The sequence below is a fragment of the Bacillus sp. FSL K6-0972 genome, assembly GCF_037976035.1.
Lineage (GTDB): Bacteria > Bacillota > Bacilli > Bacillales > Bacillaceae > Bacillus > Bacillus haynesii.
On record NZ_CP150260.1, the window covers coordinates 4,052,893 to 4,071,439 of the forward strand.

Sequence of the window (18,547 nt, forward strand, 5' to 3'; positions counted from 1 at the left end):
GTCATTGATACGAGTATATTTTGGCTTTCTCCGGCGTATTGACGGTTTCGATATCAGCCATGATCCTTGGTTTTCCCGGACGGCTCCGTTCGAGAAGATGCTCCTTCCCCTTCGATGCTTCCCTGAGCCATATTTCCAAGTCAATGACAGATCTCATATACTGATAGCCCATGCCCAGATCATTATTTGGATCTTCAGAGCGGATAGCCATAGCCAGCAAGTGTTTCCACCATATATCGCGCTTAATGATGCCGAGTTCTTCAACAAAGACGCGCTCTCCCGGTTCAAATAGCTGAAGGATGTGTCTGCGGTCATTCATAAAGCTTTTCCTGGCCATATGGGCATATGTTGTTTTCGTTGATCTGTTATATACATAGGCAGGCAGGATATCGGTGAAAGATTTGCGAAGAAGCATTTTAGAGCCTGCATAATGTTCTTCAAGCCCTTTTAAAACATCAAAATGCTGTTCAGGCGGTACAGAAAATGAAAATTCGATCAGCCGCCGATCCAAAAACGGATGGTACGTAGGCAATGTCACACCAACGGCATCCATGTACCTCGCTCTCGGCCACAAAAAGTCAAAATGAAACCTCTTGCCCCACACTGAGAGCTCCCGGCTTTTTCGATAGCGAAGATGATCTTCCTTATTGATCTCCCGTTCTCTCTTTCGGTGTTCTTCAGTAAAATATTCAGGCAGCTCATATTCCGTATCTGACCACAGCAAGTCATAATAGAGCTTTTCGCCGATATAAGGCATGAAAGGGGCGATTCCGTATTGAAATCCGAGTTTCAGCATCTCTTTCACGCTGCCGCCTGACCATTCGCGAAGCAATTTGTAGATTTCAGAAAAACGTCTCTGCCGAAGCAGAGAATCGATCACTGACACTTCACCGCTAAAAATGAAATCCCCGCCCTCACCTGTAAGGACAGACGAAGCACCATACTCCTCAGCGATCACTGTAAAAGTCTCATTAACCAGTGAATTGGCTCTCGGATCAGGACCGTCTACAAACCAAAGCGGATCACGCCCGATTTCCGCGTTTGGAATTTTGGCTGTAGCGTCTCCAAGAATGATCAGGCCGGGGATGTCCATATCTCGCATCATATTTTTTACAAGGTCCTTATCATGGCTTAATATCATGTCAGGTTCGGCAAATGATATGTTGACGGCCAGCAGCTGTTCCTTGCATCCACCTGCCACTGCTGCGGCGGTTACAGCAGCTGAATCCAGTCCGCCGCTTAATTCGACAATATGCTTTTGATCTTTTAAACGATCTGCTGTCACTTCCTGAAAAAGCTCCCGGAACCGCGGAACAGCGTCTCCGGCAAGATCTTTCACGTTTAACAGCTGCGGAAGTCCCCAATAGCTGTGCACGTGAACCTCATGATCCCGGCCGAGAACAGCGTAGGACGCCGCAGGCACTTTGCGTATTCCTTTAAAAAACGTCCGATCTTCAAAGCCGTTTTCTCCTACAGCAAAGCCTGAAGTAGGAAACATTCTGCACACATCTTGATCGATGGCAAAAGGAATGTCATGAATAAGCAAAAGGATGCGCAAGTCATTCGCTGCAAACCATTCTCCTTTCGGACTGACCCAGTAGTAAACCGGACGGGTTGCGTATATATCAGTCGCCAAAACAAGGCTATGCAGACTGTCATCCCACCACATCATTGTAAACTCGCCATGCGAGTGAGAAAGCATGGCAGCTTTGTCCTGCTTCAATGACGCGTATAGCTTGTCATCATGTTCAATTTTTCGGGTGCCATCCGACTTTGCGTTAAGACCGCCGCTGATCCAGCCGTCTAAGATGACGGGGTGCAAAAGGTTTGTTTGGGTCGAAGGTCTAAAAGCTTCATCGTATCGGATATGCGCTTCAGCCATGTTTGCGATCCCGCTGCTGTAGCTGTGAATCTGTTCCGCCCGCCCCCATCTCTTGACGGCGGAAACCCACTCTTGCCATGCAACGGTGTTGTCTCCCTGCATTCCAAACCATATTTTCATACTAGAGATAACACCCACCTTTCAGCATAAGCGCTCATCTTATACATCTGTAAAACTTTTAAATTCTTATTTTTATGATTCGGATCGATCGATTGGCCGTTTTCCATTTGAACCCACGCATGAGAAAACAGCTTGTCATCAATTTTCTTGACTCCGATCACGAGATCAGCATCAGATCCATTGCTGAATAATATAGATTGAATCGTCAAGGCAATAGAAACGCATGAAGTGACCAAATGGTCGTCTTCATCAAGCGAATACAAATATTCGCCGTGCCGGTGCAGTTCGTCTATATCATGAAGCCCTGCGCCTCTTTGCTTTGCGCTCGCATACAGCGGAAACAGATGGATCGCAATGTTTTCATAAGCTTCTTCAAAGTCATGATTTAACAGCATCATACGTACAAAAGCATGAACGGTTGTAAAATACTCATGATTTTTGACAGGCGCTCTTTTTTTCATCAGCTTTTATCCTCTATTTTAATCAGCTTGTGATGTGTCAGTTCCTGTATCGCCTCATTTAATATCGCTGACAGTTCTTCCTCCGTCTGATCGAACGCCGATTGCCACTTGATCAGAATATCTTTTTTATCCTTTCGTTCATTTTCAATTTCGATCCATAGCTCTTTTAAAGCCCCTTCCAATCCGAAATACTGCCCATTGTCCAGGTTTAGGACGATGCATTCATTCTCCAACACGGTTGTCGCTGTCTCTTGATTTCGAATAATTTTCAAAGTTAGACCTCCCCGGTATGCATGATTTCAGAAAAATAAAGGAGAAGAGAGCCGGTAAGCTCTCTTTCAGCACTTTATGCATGATGTTCTTTCCACTCCCCAGGCGAATGCCGTTATCATATTAGCGCTGGAGCGTTTTAAAAAGAGCCTGCAATGCAACGATACTCCTGAATTTACCAACTGATCACATGAATCAGATTATCACAGGACAATATCAAAAAAACCGCAAAAAACTACCGAAAACCGACATGATTAGCCAACTGCATCAATGGGCCATTATTACGGGATTTATTCGGAGGAAAAAGAAAAAGAGAGCCTATCGACTCTCTTTTGCAGGGAAAAACGAATATATACCTTGTTTAAGCTTTCTGCTTGATCAAATTAAGCATCGTTCCTTTTTTTACTGCACAGTACCGCGACGTTACTTTTAGTTTTTTATAGATTTTGCTCAAGTGATACTCTACGTTGCGCGTCGACATTTGTAAGTCTGCTGCGATCTCTTTATTTGTTTTACCGCTGGCCACCTTCTGCAAAATATCCAGTTCTGTGTCTGTTAAATGCTCGTCCACCGCGAGATCGGAGTCGAGCCTCAGTTTTTGCAGCAAGCCGTCGGGAAATAACACAGCCCCTTTTAAACACAATAAAATACTCGAAGCAATCATGCTGTCTGTATACGATTTATCGATAAACCCTTTGACTCCGGCTTCGATCAGCTTATTAAAATATGAGTGAATTTCATCTCCCGAAAACATAATGATAATTTTGGATTGTGGTGCGATTTCCAGCGTTTTAAGAGACAGTTCCAACCCGTTCATCCCCGGCATTTTTAAATCATAAAGAAAAACGTCTATATGTACCTCTTGATTTTTTAAGAGGTCGAGAGCTTCATTTCCTTCGTGGCAAACGATGACATCCATATTATATTTTTTTAATATTTCCTTCATTCCGGATGTCAGAACCCTGTAGTCGTCTACTAACAACACGCGAATCATCAGTAACACTCTCCTTAAGTCAGTTTCCTCCGAACAAATACCGCAATAAAAACCCCATGAATAGAATTGAAGGATGATGTCGGGTTTTAGTGCCTTTTTGTGGTTTTTACCACTTTATTCTATGATAGCATGAATATGTAATCAACTGGAAGTAATAAGGAGGTGACACAGATGCGCAAATTGGAAAATGCTCAAGTTAAAAACTATGGTACATTCCTGACTGTTACTCTTTCTAAAAAGAGCAAGCCGGGCGACGGCAAATTCGGCCGCGGCGTAAAACGCGGTTAAGAGTGTATGAGAAAGAGAGAGCCTGCGGCTCTCTCTTTTTCTGTTCAGCAATCAAAAAAGAGTGCGGACAATTAAATCCGCACTCTTTTACCAATCAATTAATGTCCGCTGTGCTCAGAATGTTTTGCACCTGGAGAACCGCCCTCAGGGTTGTCTCCGTGATAGTTGTGAGCAGCGAAGATCCAGACAGAACCGGCAATAATCGCAACCGCAATAAATGCGGCAAACAACGTATTCCCGACTTGGATTTTGCCGCTGTCACTTTCAGTCATATGCATAAACATTAAGAGCTGAAGTCCAGCTTGGATGATCGCAAAACCGAAAATAATCCACAGCTTTGCAGCCATGCTTAAATCCGTATAGATCACCCACAAGGCCAATAAGGTCAGCACAATGGACAACACGAACCCGACAACATGCTTCCAAGGAAAGTGGCTGTGTTCAGCCGATTGTTTTGCTGCCATTATACATTCACCAACCCTATCAAATAGACACCGGTAAAGATGAAGATCCATACCACGTCTAAGAAGTGCCAATACAAACTTGAGATAAACAGCTTAGCAGACGTTTGCGGGGTTAGGCCGCGCTTTTTCGTCTGAAGCAAAATGCCGATAATCCAGAAGATACCGATCGATACGTGCAGTCCGTGCGTTCCCAATAGAACAAAGAAAGATGACCAGTAAGCACTTGTCGATAAAGTGGCACCTTCGTGTACATAATGATTGAACTCATAAAGCTCATAGCTGACAAAGCCAGCACCAAGCAACAGGGTAATGATCATCCAGATCATCACGCCTTTCAAACTGCCGCGGCGCATCTCATGCACTGCAATGCCGCATGTGAAACTGCTCGTTAACAGCAGGAACGTCATGATTAAAACGAGCTTTGCATCGAACAGTTCTGCCGGCAGTACGCCTCCCGCTGTTCTGTTATGAAGAACAGCGTAGGTCGCAAATAACGTAGAGAATAAAGCAATCTCCGCTCCAAGAAAAATCCAAAAGCCAAGGATATTCAACCTTCCTGTTTCAGAACGGTATTCCATAGGAGCGTTAGAATTGCTGTGCTCTGCATGTTCCATCAATCCCGCCTCCTTTACTTGGCATTCTTTCGTTCAGTCTCTTTTATTTCCTCAACACTTACATAGTAGCCGTCGTCATATTCAAATGAACGAAGAATCATACAAAGGAATACACCGATCAGACCTACGATTCCCATCCAGAACCATTCAAAGACAAGCCCGAATCCAGCAAATCCGAAGCATAATGACATGATAAACGGACGGCCTGAATTGCTCGGCATATGAATCTTTTTAAACTTGCTTTCAGGATGAATCTCGACATTGTCTTCCTTCATTTGCGCAAATGCGTCAGGTGATGTGACCTCAGGCAGAACCGCAAAGTTATAGTGCGGCGGGATCGCAGAAGATGTAGCCCATTCAAGCGTACGACCCATTCCCCAAGCATCTCCTGATTCCTCGCGTTTTGAATGACGGAAGCTGTAGAAAATGTTGTAGCAGAGAACGATGAACCCTGCGGCCATCAGCAATGCGCCGAATGTCGCAATCATGTTCAATGCAGTCCAGCCGTCTTCTGCTCCGTATGTGTAAATACGGCGAGGCATTCCCTGCAATCCAAGGAAATACATCGGGAAGAAACAGATGTTAAAGCCTGTCATGAACAGCCAGAAGAACCATTTTCCGATGCGTTCGTTCAGTTTGTGACCGAACATTTTCGGATACCAGAAGATAAATCCGGCGAAACATGCAAACACAGTACCCGCGATCAGCACGTAGTGGAAGTGCGATACGAGGAAGTATGTGTTGTGATATTGATAATCCGCAGCTGCCATCGCAAGCATAACGCCCGTAACACCGCCGATGACGAAGTTCGGAATAAATGCAAGCGACCACAGCATCGGCGTTGTGATTTTGATTCTGCCTCGATGCAGCGTCAACAGCCAGTTAAAGATTTTAACCCCGGTCGGCACCGATATCGCCATCGTCGTAATCGAGAAGAACGAGTTGACCGCCGCGCTGTTGCCCATTGTGAAAAAGTGATGCAGCCAAACGACAAAGCTGAGAACCGAAATCGCAACAATGGAATAAACCATCGCTTTATAGCCGAACAGCTGCTTTCTAGCAAATGTTGCAATGATTTCTGAAAAAATACCGAAAGCAGGCAAAATAACGATGTAAACCTCAGGATGTCCCCAAATCCAGAACAGGTTCGCCCACAGCATCGGCATACCGCCGTTCGCCAAGGTGAAAAAGGCTGTTCCGAACAAGCGGTCAAATGTCATCAGCGCCAAAGCCACTGTCAAGACAGGGAAGGCGAAAATGATAATCACACAAGTGATCAGCGTTGTCCAAGTGAACATCGGCATCCGCCATAGGGTCATGCCTTTTGTACGCATTTTCAGGATGGTAACCATAAAGTTGATCCCGGTGAGAAGCGTACCGATACCCGCGATCTGAAGTCCGAGCAAGTAATAGTTCTGCCCAGGTCCGGGACTCAGCTCATTGCCTGCAAGCGGCATGTAAGCCGTCCATCCTGCATTCGGCGATCCGCCGATGACGAATGAAATATTAAACAGCATCGCTCCGACCATGAAGGTCCAGAAGCTCAAGTTGTTCAAGTAAGGATATGCAACGTCCCGCGCACCGATTTGAAGCGGCACGACCACGTTCATTAATCCAATAAGAAACGGCATCGCCATGAAAATGATCATGATCGTACCGTGTGTCGTAAATACTTCATTATAGTGGTTGGAATCTAAAAAGCCGTTATTAGGAAGCGTGAGCTGGGCACGCATCATTAACCCGTCGACACCGCCGCGGAAAAACATAATCACTGCGGCAATAAGGTACATGATTCCTAAACGTTTATGATCGACGGTGGTAATCCACTCTCTCCAAAGCCATTTCCATTTTTTGAAGTATGTCAGCACAAATACGATTGCAATGGATGTAAGCAAAATGGAAATCTGTGCTCCAAGAATTAATGGGTCACCTGTAATTATGAATTCGTCCCATTTCAAATTCATGCAAGCTTCCTCCTTTCCTAGTGAGAATCTTGGTCTTCAGATTGTTTTTGATCTTTGTTTGTTTTCACGTCTTCAAACGGATCTGATTTTGAGTGCGGAGACACTGGTTTATAGCCCAATCTTTCGCGCGCTTTAATGGCGTATTCCGCATCATTTCCGTGATTAACGTACTTCAGGTGTGTTGATGAGAACGTCATTTCGTCCGCATGCTGAGGAAGCATCAGTTCATCGTACTGGTTTTTCGTCAGCTTAGGAGCTTCTTTCTGCGTTTTCTTCACCCAGTCATTAAACTTGCTTTCAGATACCGCATTGACATTAAACTGTTGTTCTGCAAAGCCTTCACCTGTGAAGTTTGCATTTCGGCCTTTATAAGTACCCTCATGGTCTGCCTGTAAATATTGCTCCATTTCCATTCCGGACATAGCATATTTTTGCCCGCCAAGCTGCGGGATCCACAGTGATGCCATAGAGTCGGCAGATGAGATTTTAAACAAGATCGGTCTGTCTGTCGGGATATTCAAATAGTTGACCGTTTCGATATCCTGTTCCGGATAGCTGAATACCCATTTCCAATCGACAGATGTAGCATATACGACCAAAGGTTCCTTGTCCTTTGATGCTTTTGGAGCCTCTTCTAGAGAATAAATTGTTTGAACTGTCGGCACTGACAGCGCAATAACAATTAAAATTGGAACCACTGTCCAGACGATTTCTAAAAATGTATTGCCTTCTACTTCCGGGCTGTAAGGAGACTTTCTGTCTTTACGCTCACGGTATTTTACAATCATCACAGTAAAAAGGACAAATACGACCGCTACGATAAACAGCATAAATCCAATCGATAATAGAATAAGATCTCTTTGCTGCGAAGCAACCGGTCCTTTAGGATCCAATACCGCGATTTGACTGCAGCCGCCCAATAAAAAAACGGAGGAAAGCAAAGTCAGCATAATCAGTGGTTTAAATGCTCTGAACAAGAGGATCACCATCCTTCCTTAATGATGTCTAAAATTTGGTCAGAATATCTAAGATAAAAGGATTCTGAAAAACTTTTTTCTTCTACCTTGCTATGCTATCAAAATCTTCACCAATTAGCCTTATTTTTTTCGATTGTTCACCTTTTTTTCACCCAAATGTCACAAAATCGTCAAATTTTGTTCATGATATTATGAATAACGAAGGAAATAGACTGGTAATTTTTTAGTTCTTTTTACACACATAGCAAGCGTTGACAAATCCCTCCGAAACAAAAAATCTGTCAAATTTAGGTTTACCACAATAAAAAACTTTGGTCAATCATTAATTTAACATTGTTAAATTTTTTCAAGGTGAATCATTATCTTCCTCCATTCCTTTTCCCTGCTGACAACCCGCTTTAAACTTCAGAACAACAAAAAAGAGCTTCCTTCTGTAACTGAAAGCTCTTTTTTATCCTATTTAATAGTTGTTATCGCATTCTAGCTTTGATAGCCGTTCGGATGTGCTTTAAACCACTTCCACGCGCTGTCAATGATCGTTTCCAGTTCGGCGTATTTCGGCTGCCATCCAAGTTCTTTCACGGCTTTTTCCGAAGAGGCGATCAGCTGTGCCGGATCTCCTGCGCGCCGCTCTGCAACCTCCGCCGGTATCGGACAGCCTGTCACTTTCCGGGCTGTTTCAACGACTTCTTTGACTGAGAAGCCCGTGCCGTTTCCGAGATTGTATACGGCGCTTTCTCCGCCGTTCCGAAGCCTTTCGACAGCGAGGATATGCGCGTCAACCAGGTCCATCACATGGATGTAGTCTCTGATGCACGTGCCATCCGGAGTCGGATAGTCGTCGCCGAAAATCATAATCTTGTCCCGTTTGCCAAGCGCGACTTGAAGAATGATCGGGATCAGGTGCGTTTCAGGCTGATGATCCTCACCGATCAAACCGTCTACATGCGCCCCGGCAACATTAAAGTAGCGAAGGACGACATGACGGATTCCGTATGCTTTTTCAGACCACTTCAGCATTTTTTCAATGGCAAGCTTTGTTTCCCCGTATGGGTTTGTCGGATCCGTCGGATCTGTTTCCATAATCGGCACCCGATCCGGTTCTCCGTATGTTGCAGCGGTTGATGAGAAAACAATTTGCTTCACATCGAACTCTTTCATGACCTTTAATAGGCAAACGGCTCCGTAAACATTGTTGTCATAATATTTGAGAGGGTCTGTTACGCTTTCTCCAACCAATGAATCGGCCGCGAAATGCATGACAGCCTCAATGTCGTTTTCCTGAAACACTTTTCTCAAGAATGCTTCATCACGCAGATCTCCATGATAGAAAGAAGCTCCCTTTAAAGCCGCCTCTTCATGTCCGGTTTGCAGGTTATCAATAATCACGACTTCTTCATTGCGGCTTAACAGTTCCGCTACAGCATGGCTTCCAATATAGCCCGCCCCTCCGCATACTAATATTGCCAATTGATTTCTCTCCTTTCAGCGGCGTTATCCTTCTATTTTAAATCTATAAAACGCCTGAGAATCTCTTTTTCAATCCCAAGATGATATATTTACTTTTTCATTTTACCACCTTCAGCATTTTCCAGCTTGTATTTTCATCATTTCCTCAAATAAAAACTTGGGGTAAAACAAATTGAGAGACCCCTGTTCCATTAAATACCTTACAAGGAATAGTTCGGGTTTTTATCCATAACAATGGTTATTCCTTGGTGAAATAACGCGATATTGAGGCAAAAGCTATACTTTTTTCACTGCATTCGAAACCAATGTTCTTTTTTTCCACTTAATGCTGGTCGATAATAGTATTTTCGTATTACCCTTCTTTAACCCATACAGCAACTAAGCCCAAAGAACCCTCTCTATCCACTATGTCTTTAATCTAAATAATCCCTACAAATCCTTGATTCTCCAATATTTCTACACAATAATCTCTTAAAAAACCCTTCCTTATTTTTAGAATATTCAAAGGATATTCGGCTGCAATTGAGAAATTATTAATAGGGAAAAATGATCATTTTTATTTGAATACTATCCAGTCAGTAATTGATTGTTTATTATTATAAGTAAGAATCTAAGATTTTTTGGTTTTTTTAGTCAGTTATTTAGGGAATAGGTAGGTTTATCAATGATGACTTTGTGAATTTTTTATGAAATTTGTCATTGTTTTCACATGGCTGTTGTTTTATAACTTTTATTGCATCTCAAAGAAAAACCTTTTTTTCTCTGAGGTGAACAACGTCTTATCATATTGGAGGAAGCTATGAATACTCAAACGAAACACAAGTTGGACAAAGATTGGGTGATTTTGATGAAGGAGGCGAAAAAACTTGGGCTGCAAATTGAAGATGTGAAAGAATTTCTTCGCAGTCAGCCCATCCAAAGCGATGCTGAAAAACAGATAAAGCAATAAGCGTTTAGAAGCATCAGTTATCCAAAAAAAAACAGGCGGTTCTGTTGAATCTTGGTCTATCAAGATGATCCAACCGGCTGTTTTAACGAGTGTTTTAATTGATAATGACGTATTTGAGCAGCAGGCTTGCTGCCTGTGTATACATTCTGACTGCTCCATATAAACGCGCATTTTAAGGAGCAGCCTTACCTTTTGCCCTGTACATAGGTCGTTTCATTTTTCCAGCTTCACTCTCTTAAGGGGTACCAGACCGGATTGATTAAGGCGTTTTAGAGGCATTGCTGACCAACGCTGATGTCAGCAGCCCCATACACTTTCTTCTGCATCGGTTTCGATTGCCTTTCTCCTGATAGGGGGCGGAGCTTTTGGCCTTGATCCTTCAGATAACATCCTCTGGCTTCCTTTCCATCCTCTCTTTTCTATTATGCATTTGTCTATATAATCGTTTTTTTCGATGATAAATATCTAAAATATCAATTTTACTGATGGTTGTTGTTATCTTAAACTGAATTCATGACCGATTCCAAGGAGGATGATGAATATGGGGATAGCAGCAATCTGCGGAAGCTCCCGCGAAAACGGAAATACGGAAGAACTGGTGAATCGATTAGTAGACGGACTTGATGCCGATAAGATATACCTGCGAAACTATCACATTGAGCCCGTATCAGACTACAGGCACAGCAATAAAGCCCCTTTTTATCCTGATGATGACTACAGAGGCCTGATCAGCCGGGTGTTGGAGAAGGATATCCTGATTTTCGCCACCCCGATCTATTGGTACGGAATGTCGGGTTTGATGAAAAACTTTATTGACCGCTGGTCACAGACATTGATTGAGAACGGGAGATCTGCATTTAAACATGAAATGGCGAAAAAAACAGTCTATGTCGCGGCTGTCGGGGACGATGATCCCCGCTTGAAAGGGCTGCCGCTCATTCAACAGTTTCAATACATCTTTGACTTTATGAACATGACATTCGACGGCTATCTGCTCGGCAAAGGGAACAAGCCCGGTGGCGTGATGACAGATCGGGCAGCGATGGTGGCTGCAAATGAATTGAGAAGGAAGCTGGCAGAGTCGGAAACGGGGCGGAAGGCATGACAAATGAAAAGGTGAATAAACGGTTCCATTTATGGAAAAAACATTTATTCGAGATGATCAGGTCTTTCATCTTATATAAATAAGAGGCTTTGTGAAAATTGAAGAATAAATCCGGAGCTTGTTACATACCTTTGTTGTATCTTTTCAGACAAATACAAGGAGGGGCAAAGAACAAATGAGAGAAGGCAAAATAGATTACAGCAAAGCTGCGGCATCTCCGGAGTTCCAGCGGTTGTTAAAGCGGAAACGGGCTTTTATTGTACCGATGACGATTTTCTTTTTGCTCTTTTATTTCCTGCTGCCGGTTATGACATCATACTTCACATTTTTGAATCAGCCGGCAGTCGGATCCATCACATGGGCATGGGTTTTCGCGATTGCTCAGTTTGTTATGACGTGGACGCTGTGCATTATGTATACGAAAAAAGCCGGTGAATTCGATCAAATTGCAAACGATTTCAAAAAGAAGATTGGAGGCGTTGATTCATGAGTGCCACAGCCTTTATTCTGTTTCTTGCCATTGTCGCTCTCACGCTTGTCATTACGTATTTCGCAGCCAAACAGACAAAAACGGCCAATGAGTTTTACACGGCGGGAGGGGGACTTACCGGCATTCAAAACGGACTGGCTATCGCGGGAGATTACATGTCAGCGGCTTCTTTCCTCGGAATTGCCGGGATGATCGCTTTGAACGGGTTTGACGGTTTTTTCTACAGCATCGGCTTCCTCGTCGCATATTTAGTCGTGCTTTATATTGTGGCAGAACCGCTCCGAAACCTCGGCAAATTTACAATGGCGGACATGATTGCCTCCCGTTTTAAACAAAAGAAAATTCGCGGTGTCGCCGCATTAAACACGATCACGATCTCCACCTTTTATATGATTGCACAGTTAGTCGGCGCCGGCGCGTTGATCAAGCTTCTGCTCGGCATCGATTATACGCTGGCAGTGTGCATTGTCGGGGTTTTGATGACCATCTACGTCGTATTCGGAGGAATGATTGCAACCAGCTGGGTCCAGATTATCAAGGCCGTTCTCTTGATGGCGGGAACGCTCATCATTTCAGTCATCGTTTTTTCAAAATTCGGCTTCAGCCTGACAAACATGTTTGAACAAATGAAAACAGCTACTCCGCTCGGGGCGGATTTTTTGAACCCCGGCAATAAGTATAAGGTTCCTCTTGAAACACTTTCTCTCAATTTGGCGCTCGTCCTCGGAACAGCCGGCCTGCCCCACATTCTCATCCGGTTTTATACAGTGAAAGATGCCAAAACGGCCAGGAAATCGGTTATCTCGGCTACATGGATTATCGGTATATTTTATATTATGACGGTCTTTCTCGGTTTTGGTGCTGCCGCGTTTGTCGGTTTTGAAAACATTTTAGCTGCCGATAAAGCGGGGAACATGGCTGCGCCGCTGCTTGCTCAGGCGCTCGGCGGAGATTTTCTGTTCGCCTTCGTCTCAGCCATCGCTTTCGCAACGATTTTGGCGGTGGTCACAGGACTTGTTCTGTCGGCGGCATCCGCCTTTGCGCATGATATATACAGCCAGATTATCAGAAAAGGCGCGGCTACGGAAAAAGAGCAAATGGTTGCTGCAAGGTGGGCTTCCATCGGCGTATCCGTCCTTTCGATTCTGCTTGCTGTCTTCGCCCAATCGCTGAATGTCGCGTTTCTTGTCTCGCTTGCATTTGCCGTGGCGGCAAGCGCCAATCTGCCGCTCATTATCTTCACCGTCTTCTGGAAAAGATTCAATGCGTCCGGCGCTTTGGCCGGCAGTCTGACCGGTCTTTTAAGCGCGCTGATCCTCGTCTCCATCAGCCCGAGCGTCTGGGACCCGGCCGGAAACGCCATCTTTGTCGGAGAACCGCTGATCCCGCTTTCCAACCCGGGAATCATCTCCATTCCGCTCGGCTTTTTAGGCGCTTATCTCGGAACGATTCTGTCTTCAAAAACCCCTGATCAAGAAGCATTTGCAGAAATTCAGGTCAAAGCGCATACAGGCATCCACATGGATCAATCTTAAACCGTATCGAGCCCGAAAAAAACTTATGAGCCGGCCGGCCCATAAGTTTTTATTTATTCCCGAAAGCTTGCCAGCCGCTCGTTCAGCGTTTTCGTGTGGCGGTAGACATCTCTGTAAATTTGAAATAGAGCTTTGTATTGTCTGCTGTATTCACGGCGGGGCGAAAAGGTTTCTTTGATGAGAACGAATCGGTCTGCACAAGCTTCAAGCGACGGAAACCAGCCGCACCCGACGGCCGCGATCATGGCTGCACCGTATGCCGGTCCCTGTTCGCTTGTCAGTCTGATGATGTCGGTGTTGAAGATATCCGCCTGGATTTGCAGCCATTGATCGCTTTTGGCGCCTCCTCCGATTGAAATCACGCGGCTGATGTCTTTTCCCACGGCACGGAATTGTTCAATACTCTCGTGAAGGGAGAATGTGATGCCTTCAATGACGGCTCTGACGAAGTCCGCCCGAGTATGTGCGCTGTCCATCCCGATAAAGCTGGCGCGAATATCTGCGTCGGCATGAGGGGTTCTCTCCCCTGACAAGTAAGGGGTAAACAGCAGTCCCCCGGCCCCTGGACGGGAATGGTCAATATCGCTGATTAATTCGTCAAATGACGCTTGCCCGGCAAATACATCTTTAAACCAGCTGAAGCTGCGTCCTGCCGAAAGCGTCACTCCCATCGAATAAAACGCATCGGGGGCGGCATGGTTCAGAAAATGAATATTGCCATTAAACTCTTGATCACGGTTTGATTCATATGTGAGAACAACCCCTGAGGTGCCTATGCTGCAAAGGGCGGTTCCTTCTCTTAAAATACCGGCGCCGACCGCGCCGCATGCATTATCAGCGCCGCCGGCAAACACCTTGACTTCAGGAGCCAGCCCGGTTTCGGCCGCGAATTCCGGACTGAGGCCGCCGACACAGGCACCCGGCTCAATCAAATCCGGACATAAGGACTCCGGGATGCTGAGCTTGCTGCAGATTTCCCCGCTCCATGTTTGATGTTTCACATCAAGCAGGAGCGTTCCGGCTGCATCTGAATATTCGCTGTGAAGACGCCCCGTCATCGTATACCTGACGTAGTCTTTCGGCAGCAAAAAAACGGCCGCCTTTTCAAACAGCTCTTTTTCATGTTCTTTCACCCATAAAAGCTTCGGAAGGGTAAAGCCTTCGAGCGCCGGGTTTTTCGCGATCTCGAGCAGGCGCTCCTTTCCGATTTTGTCGTTAATCAGCCGGCATTGTTCGGTTGTCCGTGTATCGTTCCATAGGATCGCGTTTCGCAAAACCTCTCCTTTGCCGTTTAAAAGTACCAATCCATGCATCTGTCCGGAAAAGCTGATCCCTTTAATCTGAGATGCTTTTCCCGGGAAATGCATGACTAATTCCTTAATGGCTTCCTTCGTTTTTTCCGCCCATTCTGCTGGATCCTGTTCAGAATAACCGGAATGAGGCTGAATGATGGAAAACGATTTGGAGGCTTCGCCGGACAGCTCTCCCCGCTGATTGACAAGGATGATTTTAACCGCGCTGGTGCCGAGATCGACCCCGATCACGTATTCCACTAGCGTGTCTCCTTTCCTGCTGGCGCTTCGCGCAAAGCATTCAATAAGTAACGGTTAACGATCGCTTTCAGTCGTTCCTGGCGGCCTGACTGATTTTCAATATGGTCGTGTTCAAGAGCGTAAGCGGCGAGCTTTTTCAGATCGGTACGGCCTTCTTTGATCTCAAGCCCGATGCCTTTCGTGAAGCTCTCATAACGTTCTTCAATGACCTGATCGAGCGCTTTGTCTTCGATCAGGCGGGAGGCAACTTTCAAGCCGATTGCATACGTATCCATTCCTGCGATATGAGCGTGAAATAAGTCTTCATCGGCAAATGACGGGCGCCTTACTTTAGCATCGAAGTTGATGCCGCCGGTTTTAAACCCGCCTGCTTTCAAAATTTCATACATCGCCAGAACCGCAGAATACAGATCAGTCGGGAACTCATCGGTATCCCAGCCCAGGAGCAAATCGCCCTGATTGGCATCAATGGAACCCAGCATATCGTGCAGGGCAGCCACCCTTAATTCATGCTCAAATGTATGCCCGGCCAATGTCGCATGGTTCGCCTCAAGATTGAGTTTAAAATGGTCTTTTAAACCGTAAGTTTCTAAAAAAGCGATCGTTGTGGCCGCATCAAAATCGTATTGGTGCTTCGTCGGCTCCTTCGGCTTCGGCTCGATCAAAAATTGGCCGTCAAAACCGATTTCGCGCGCATACTCAACTGCCATTCTGTAAAATGAAGCCAAGTTTTCGAGTTCAAGCTTCATATCTGTATTCAGCAATGTTTCATAACCTTCTCTTCCGCCCCAGAACACATAGTTTTTCGCACCAAGCTCCTTTGCGATGTCCAGCCCTTTTTTCACTTTTGCGGCTGCGTAGGCATAGACGTCTGCATTGCAAGAAGTTGCGGCTCCGTGGACATATCTCGGATGCGTAAACATATTGGCTGTATTCCAAAGCAACTGAACACGGCTTGTCTCCATCATTTCTTTGAGAAAAGACGACATTTGATCCAAATACGTGAAGGTCTCACGCAACGTTGCTCCTTCATCAACGATATCAACGTCATGAAAGCAAAAATAAGGCACGCCGAGCTTTTCAAAAAATTCAAAAGCCGCTTCCGCACGGGCTTTTGCTTTATCCAAAGGATGTGTCAGCCGATTCCACGCCCGGAACATCGTCCCGTCGCCGAAAGGGTCTTTCCCGTCCGCATCAAAGGTATGCCAATACGCAACAGCGAAGCGAAGATGTTCCTTCATCGTTTTGCCGCCGACATATTCATCAGGGTTGTAATATTTAAATGCGTAAGGATTTTCCGAATCGGCTCCTTCATACTCAATCATTCCGACATTTTTAAAAAGCATTCCGATCTCTCCCTTCACTTTTCCTTACAAGGCAAACGTTAAAAAATCAAGTTTGTTTAACCATTAAACTAACTTCCTTGTATTTATTTTACAAGATGAATCAACCGCTTTCAATGGAAATGAAGGAAAAAATTGAGTTTTCCAAATTTGTTATACTATAATAAATTCACAGCTTCAAAACAATGGAGTGATTGACATTGAATACAGCGGATCAAGCCCTTGTAAAAAAAATGAACAAAGCCCTGATTCTTGAGCAGATTATTGAAAACGCACCTGTTTCAAGAGCAAAACTTTCGGAAATAACGGGATTAAATAAAGCGACCGTTTCCTCTCAAGTGTCTTCCCTGCTTCAAAAGGACATCATTTATGAAACCGGCCACGGCGAGTCAAGCGGCGGCCGGAGGCCCGTTATGCTGAAATTCAATCGAAAAGCCGGCTATGCGGTTGGTGTAGATATCGGAACCAATTATGTGATTGTTGTGTTAACCGATCTTGAAGGGCATTTGATTGAACAATTCGAACGGACGTTGGATGAAGAAGACATTCAGGCGACAGAAGAGGCATTAATCGAATTGACGGGGCTTGCTGTTGACAAAATACCGCCTTCCCCATACGGATTGACCGGAATCGGTGTGTGCGTGCCCGGCTTGGTGGACAACGAACGGCATGTAGTCTTTACGCCAAATAAACCGATCCATTTGATTCCGTTAAAAGAAAAACTCGAAGAAAAGTTCGGCGTTCCCATTTTAATTGAAAACGAAGCAAACGCCGGCGCCGTTGGCGAGAAGGAATACGGAGAGGCCGGCCAGCTGGAGCATGCCGTGTTTGTCAGCATTAATACCGGAATCGGTTTAGGGATTTTAATGAACGGAAAACTGTTTAGAGGTGTGCAAGGTTTTTCCGGAGAAGCCGGGCACATGTCCATTCACTTCGACGGTCCATTATGCCGGTGCGGGAATAGAGGCTGCTGGGAGCTTTACGCTTCTGAAAAAGCCGTCTTCTCTCACTATGCAGAAAATTCCGGGGCGCCGCTTTACGAAACCGTTAAAGAACTTGCAGACCGCGGTGATCCGGACATGATGGAGACGTTTGAACGATTTGGCTTTCATATCGGCATCGGACTTCTCAACATCTTGAAGACGTTGAATCCCGATACCGTTATCTTGCGGAATACCATTGTGGAATCCTATCCGATCATCGTCGATGCGATCAAAAAAACGATTGCCTCAAGAAGCGCAGCAGAAGCCTTGTCTAATTATCATTTGAAAATCTCCTCGCTGGGCCGCACCGCCTCGGCACTTGGCATGTCCTCCCTTGTGACCGGAAGTTTTCTGGAACGGTTTATGAACGAGAGATTTTAATTTTTATATAAAAAAGCGCATATTCCATTTAGGAATGTGCGCTTTGTTTAGCAGCTTGCACTTTCTCGCTAAACGCCTTGGCGGCCTGCTTTGGATCGGCGGCTTTGCTGATGGCGCTGATGACACTGATGCCGTCGGCGCCGGCCTCGATGACGGGGACGCAATTTTCGATCGTGATCCCGCCAATTCCGACCACAGGAATGCCAATCCCCTGCCTGCGGATCACTTCAATGAGCGAGACGCCCTGCACAGCTTTTGTATCCAGCTTTGTTTCAGTCGGATAAACCGGTCCTGCACCGATGTAGTCCGCTCCATCCTTTTCCGCCTTTAAGACTTCTTCAAGTGTATGCGCGGACACACCGAGGATTTTGTCCCCGATTCTCGCTCTGACGTCTGCGGCCTTATCATCATCCTGTCCGATATGCACGCCATCGGCGTCAAGTTCAAGCGCGAGTTCAACATCATCATTGATGATAAACGGAACATTGAACTGTTTGCAGAGCGCCTGCACTTGTCGAGCAAAGGCCTTTTGCTCTCCCGCTTTTAACGCATCCTCGCCTTTTTCGCGGAATTGAAAAAGGGTCGCACCGCCTTTTAAAGCTTGTTCAATAACAGTTAAAGGCTCCCCTGTGGTATTGTTTGAACCCATAATAAAATAGACGGACAACAGATCTTTCATTGCTTCTCCTGAGACTCGCGTCATC

General features: G+C 45.4%; 17 protein-coding genes. 5 read left to right on the forward strand and 12 right to left on the reverse strand.

The features are described 5' to 3' along the window. Position 1 precedes the first annotated feature (1 nt). The 9 genes from MKX80_RS20640 to galE all read right to left on the reverse strand — a co-directional run bounded on the left by MKX80_RS20640 (position 2) and on the right by galE (position 9,504). Positions 2–2,002 carry an asparagine synthetase B family protein gene (locus MKX80_RS20640; protein ID WP_268342609.1) on the reverse strand — a complete coding sequence of 667 codons (2,001 nt, stop codon included), beginning with the start codon at positions 2,000–2,002 and terminating at the stop codon, positions 2–4. After that, a complete protein-coding gene (locus MKX80_RS20645) occupies positions 1,999–2,463 on the reverse strand; it encodes a lasso peptide biosynthesis B2 protein (protein ID WP_154998684.1) in 465 nt (154 codons plus the stop codon). Before MKX80_RS20645 ends, MKX80_RS20640 begins: the two co-directional genes overlap by 4 nt. Then, a complete protein-coding gene (locus tag MKX80_RS20650; RefSeq protein ID WP_003186189.1) occupies positions 2,463–2,735 on the reverse strand; it encodes a hypothetical protein in 273 nt (90 codons plus the stop codon). The genes MKX80_RS20645 and MKX80_RS20650 overlap by 1 nt, the downstream gene beginning before the upstream one ends. 359 nt (positions 2,736–3,094) lie before the next feature. Beyond that, positions 3,095–3,727, reverse strand: coding sequence for a response regulator transcription factor (locus MKX80_RS20655; RefSeq protein ID WP_020453360.1), 633 nt, complete (start codon positions 3,725–3,727; stop codon positions 3,095–3,097). 386 nt (positions 3,728–4,113) lie between these two features. Then, entirely contained in the window at positions 4,114–4,479 is a 366-nt protein-coding gene (gene qoxD, locus MKX80_RS20660) for a cytochrome aa3 quinol oxidase subunit IV (RefSeq protein WP_059230872.1), read from the reverse strand. Further along, complete coding sequence (qoxC, locus tag MKX80_RS20665) at positions 4,479–5,093, reverse strand: cytochrome aa3 quinol oxidase subunit III (RefSeq protein ID WP_216929955.1); 615 nt, start codon at positions 5,091–5,093, stop codon at positions 4,479–4,481. Before qoxC ends, qoxD begins: the two co-directional genes overlap by 1 nt. Before the next feature lie 14 nt (positions 5,094–5,107). Then, positions 5,108–7,057 (reverse strand): cytochrome aa3 quinol oxidase subunit I, encoded by a 1,950-nt coding sequence (qoxB, locus tag MKX80_RS20670; protein ID WP_154998677.1) that lies wholly within the window; start codon positions 7,055–7,057, stop codon positions 5,108–5,110. A 17-nt stretch (positions 7,058–7,074) separates the two neighbouring features. Continuing rightward, positions 7,075–8,043, reverse strand: coding sequence for a cytochrome aa3 quinol oxidase subunit II (gene qoxA, locus MKX80_RS20675; protein ID WP_154998719.1), 969 nt, complete (start codon positions 8,041–8,043; stop codon positions 7,075–7,077). Between the two features lie 471 nt (positions 8,044–8,514). Then, the gene (gene galE, locus MKX80_RS20680) at positions 8,515–9,504 is read right to left on the reverse strand and encodes a UDP-glucose 4-epimerase GalE (protein WP_154998675.1); all 990 of its coding nucleotides are present in this window, start codon (positions 9,502–9,504) and stop codon (positions 8,515–8,517) included. A gap of 799 nt (positions 9,505–10,303) precedes the next feature. On the opposite strand from galE, the gene MKX80_RS20685 reads away from it, so the two are divergent. From MKX80_RS20685 to MKX80_RS20700, 4 genes are all read left to right on the forward strand, one after another. Beyond that, positions 10,304–10,453, forward strand: a complete 150-nt coding sequence (locus MKX80_RS20685; RefSeq protein ID WP_003186207.1) for an anti-repressor SinI family protein — start codon at positions 10,304–10,306, stop codon at positions 10,451–10,453. A gap of 541 nt (positions 10,454–10,994) precedes the next feature. Further along, on the forward strand, positions 10,995–11,558 hold the full coding sequence (locus MKX80_RS20690) for a flavodoxin family protein (protein ID WP_154998674.1): 564 nt from the start codon (positions 10,995–10,997) through the stop codon (positions 11,556–11,558). Positions 11,559–11,733: 175 nt separating this feature from the next. After that, positions 11,734–12,048 (forward strand): DUF485 domain-containing protein, encoded by a 315-nt coding sequence (locus MKX80_RS20695; RefSeq protein ID WP_154998672.1) that lies wholly within the window; start codon positions 11,734–11,736, stop codon positions 12,046–12,048. After that, positions 12,045–13,583 (forward strand): cation acetate symporter, encoded by a 1,539-nt coding sequence (locus tag MKX80_RS20700; RefSeq protein ID WP_154998670.1) that lies wholly within the window; start codon positions 12,045–12,047, stop codon positions 13,581–13,583. Before MKX80_RS20695 ends, MKX80_RS20700 begins: the two co-directional genes overlap by 4 nt. Positions 13,584–13,636: 53 nt before the next feature. Here MKX80_RS20700 and xylB read toward each other — a convergent pair whose 3' ends face one another. Together xylB and xylA are read right to left on the reverse strand one after the other, a co-directional pair. Beyond that, positions 13,637–15,136, reverse strand: coding sequence for a xylulokinase (xylB, locus tag MKX80_RS20705; RefSeq protein WP_182069875.1), 1,500 nt, complete (start codon positions 15,134–15,136; stop codon positions 13,637–13,639). Beyond that, on the reverse strand, positions 15,136–16,482 hold the full coding sequence (gene xylA, locus MKX80_RS20710) for a xylose isomerase (RefSeq protein WP_182069873.1): 1,347 nt from the start codon (positions 16,480–16,482) through the stop codon (positions 15,136–15,138). Before xylA ends, xylB begins: the two co-directional genes overlap by 1 nt. A 197-nt stretch (positions 16,483–16,679) precedes the next feature. Between xylA and MKX80_RS20715 the strand changes: the two genes are divergently transcribed. Further along, entirely contained in the window at positions 16,680–17,843 is a 1,164-nt protein-coding gene (locus tag MKX80_RS20715; protein WP_154998664.1) for an ROK family transcriptional regulator, read from the forward strand. A 28-nt stretch (positions 17,844–17,871) separates the two neighbouring features. On the opposite strand, the gene thiE is transcribed toward MKX80_RS20715, so the two are convergent. Beyond that, on the reverse strand, positions 17,872–18,546 hold the full coding sequence (gene thiE, locus MKX80_RS20720) for a thiamine phosphate synthase (RefSeq protein WP_182069871.1): 675 nt from the start codon (positions 18,544–18,546) through the stop codon (positions 17,872–17,874). Position 18,547 lies beyond the last annotated feature (1 nt).

Excerpts from the sequence above, each read along its gene's own strand:
- xylA (WP_182069873.1), bottom strand. The coding sequence starts at position 16,482 with ATGCTTTTTAAAAATGTCGGAATGATTGAGTATGAAGGAGCCGATTCG.
- MKX80_RS20645 (WP_154998684.1), bottom strand. The coding sequence starts at position 2,463 with ATGAAAAAAAGAGCGCCTGTCAAAAATCATGAGTATTTTACAACCGTT.
- MKX80_RS20655 (WP_020453360.1), bottom strand. The coding sequence starts at position 3,727 with ATGATTCGCGTGTTGTTAGTAGACGACTACAGGGTTCTGACATCCGGA.
- thiE (WP_182069871.1), bottom strand. The coding sequence starts at position 18,546 with ATGACGCGAGTCTCAGGAGAAGCAATGAAAGATCTGTTGTCCGTCTAT.
- qoxC (WP_216929955.1), bottom strand. The coding sequence starts at position 5,093 with ATGGAACATGCAGAGCACAGCAATTCTAACGCTCCTATGGAATACCGT.
- MKX80_RS20690 (WP_154998674.1), top strand. The coding sequence starts at position 10,995 with ATGGGGATAGCAGCAATCTGCGGAAGCTCCCGCGAAAACGGAAATACG.
- MKX80_RS20640 (WP_268342609.1), bottom strand. The coding sequence starts at position 2,002 with ATGAAAATATGGTTTGGAATGCAGGGAGACAACACCGTTGCATGGCAA.
- qoxB (WP_154998677.1), bottom strand. The coding sequence starts at position 7,057 with ATGAATTTGAAATGGGACGAATTCATAATTACAGGTGACCCATTAATT.
- MKX80_RS20695 (WP_154998672.1), top strand. The coding sequence starts at position 11,734 with ATGAGAGAAGGCAAAATAGATTACAGCAAAGCTGCGGCATCTCCGGAG.
- MKX80_RS20700 (WP_154998670.1), top strand. The coding sequence starts at position 12,045 with ATGAGTGCCACAGCCTTTATTCTGTTTCTTGCCATTGTCGCTCTCACG.
- qoxD (WP_059230872.1), bottom strand. The coding sequence starts at position 4,479 with ATGGCAGCAAAACAATCGGCTGAACACAGCCACTTTCCTTGGAAGCAT.
- MKX80_RS20685 (WP_003186207.1), top strand. The coding sequence starts at position 10,304 with ATGAATACTCAAACGAAACACAAGTTGGACAAAGATTGGGTGATTTTG.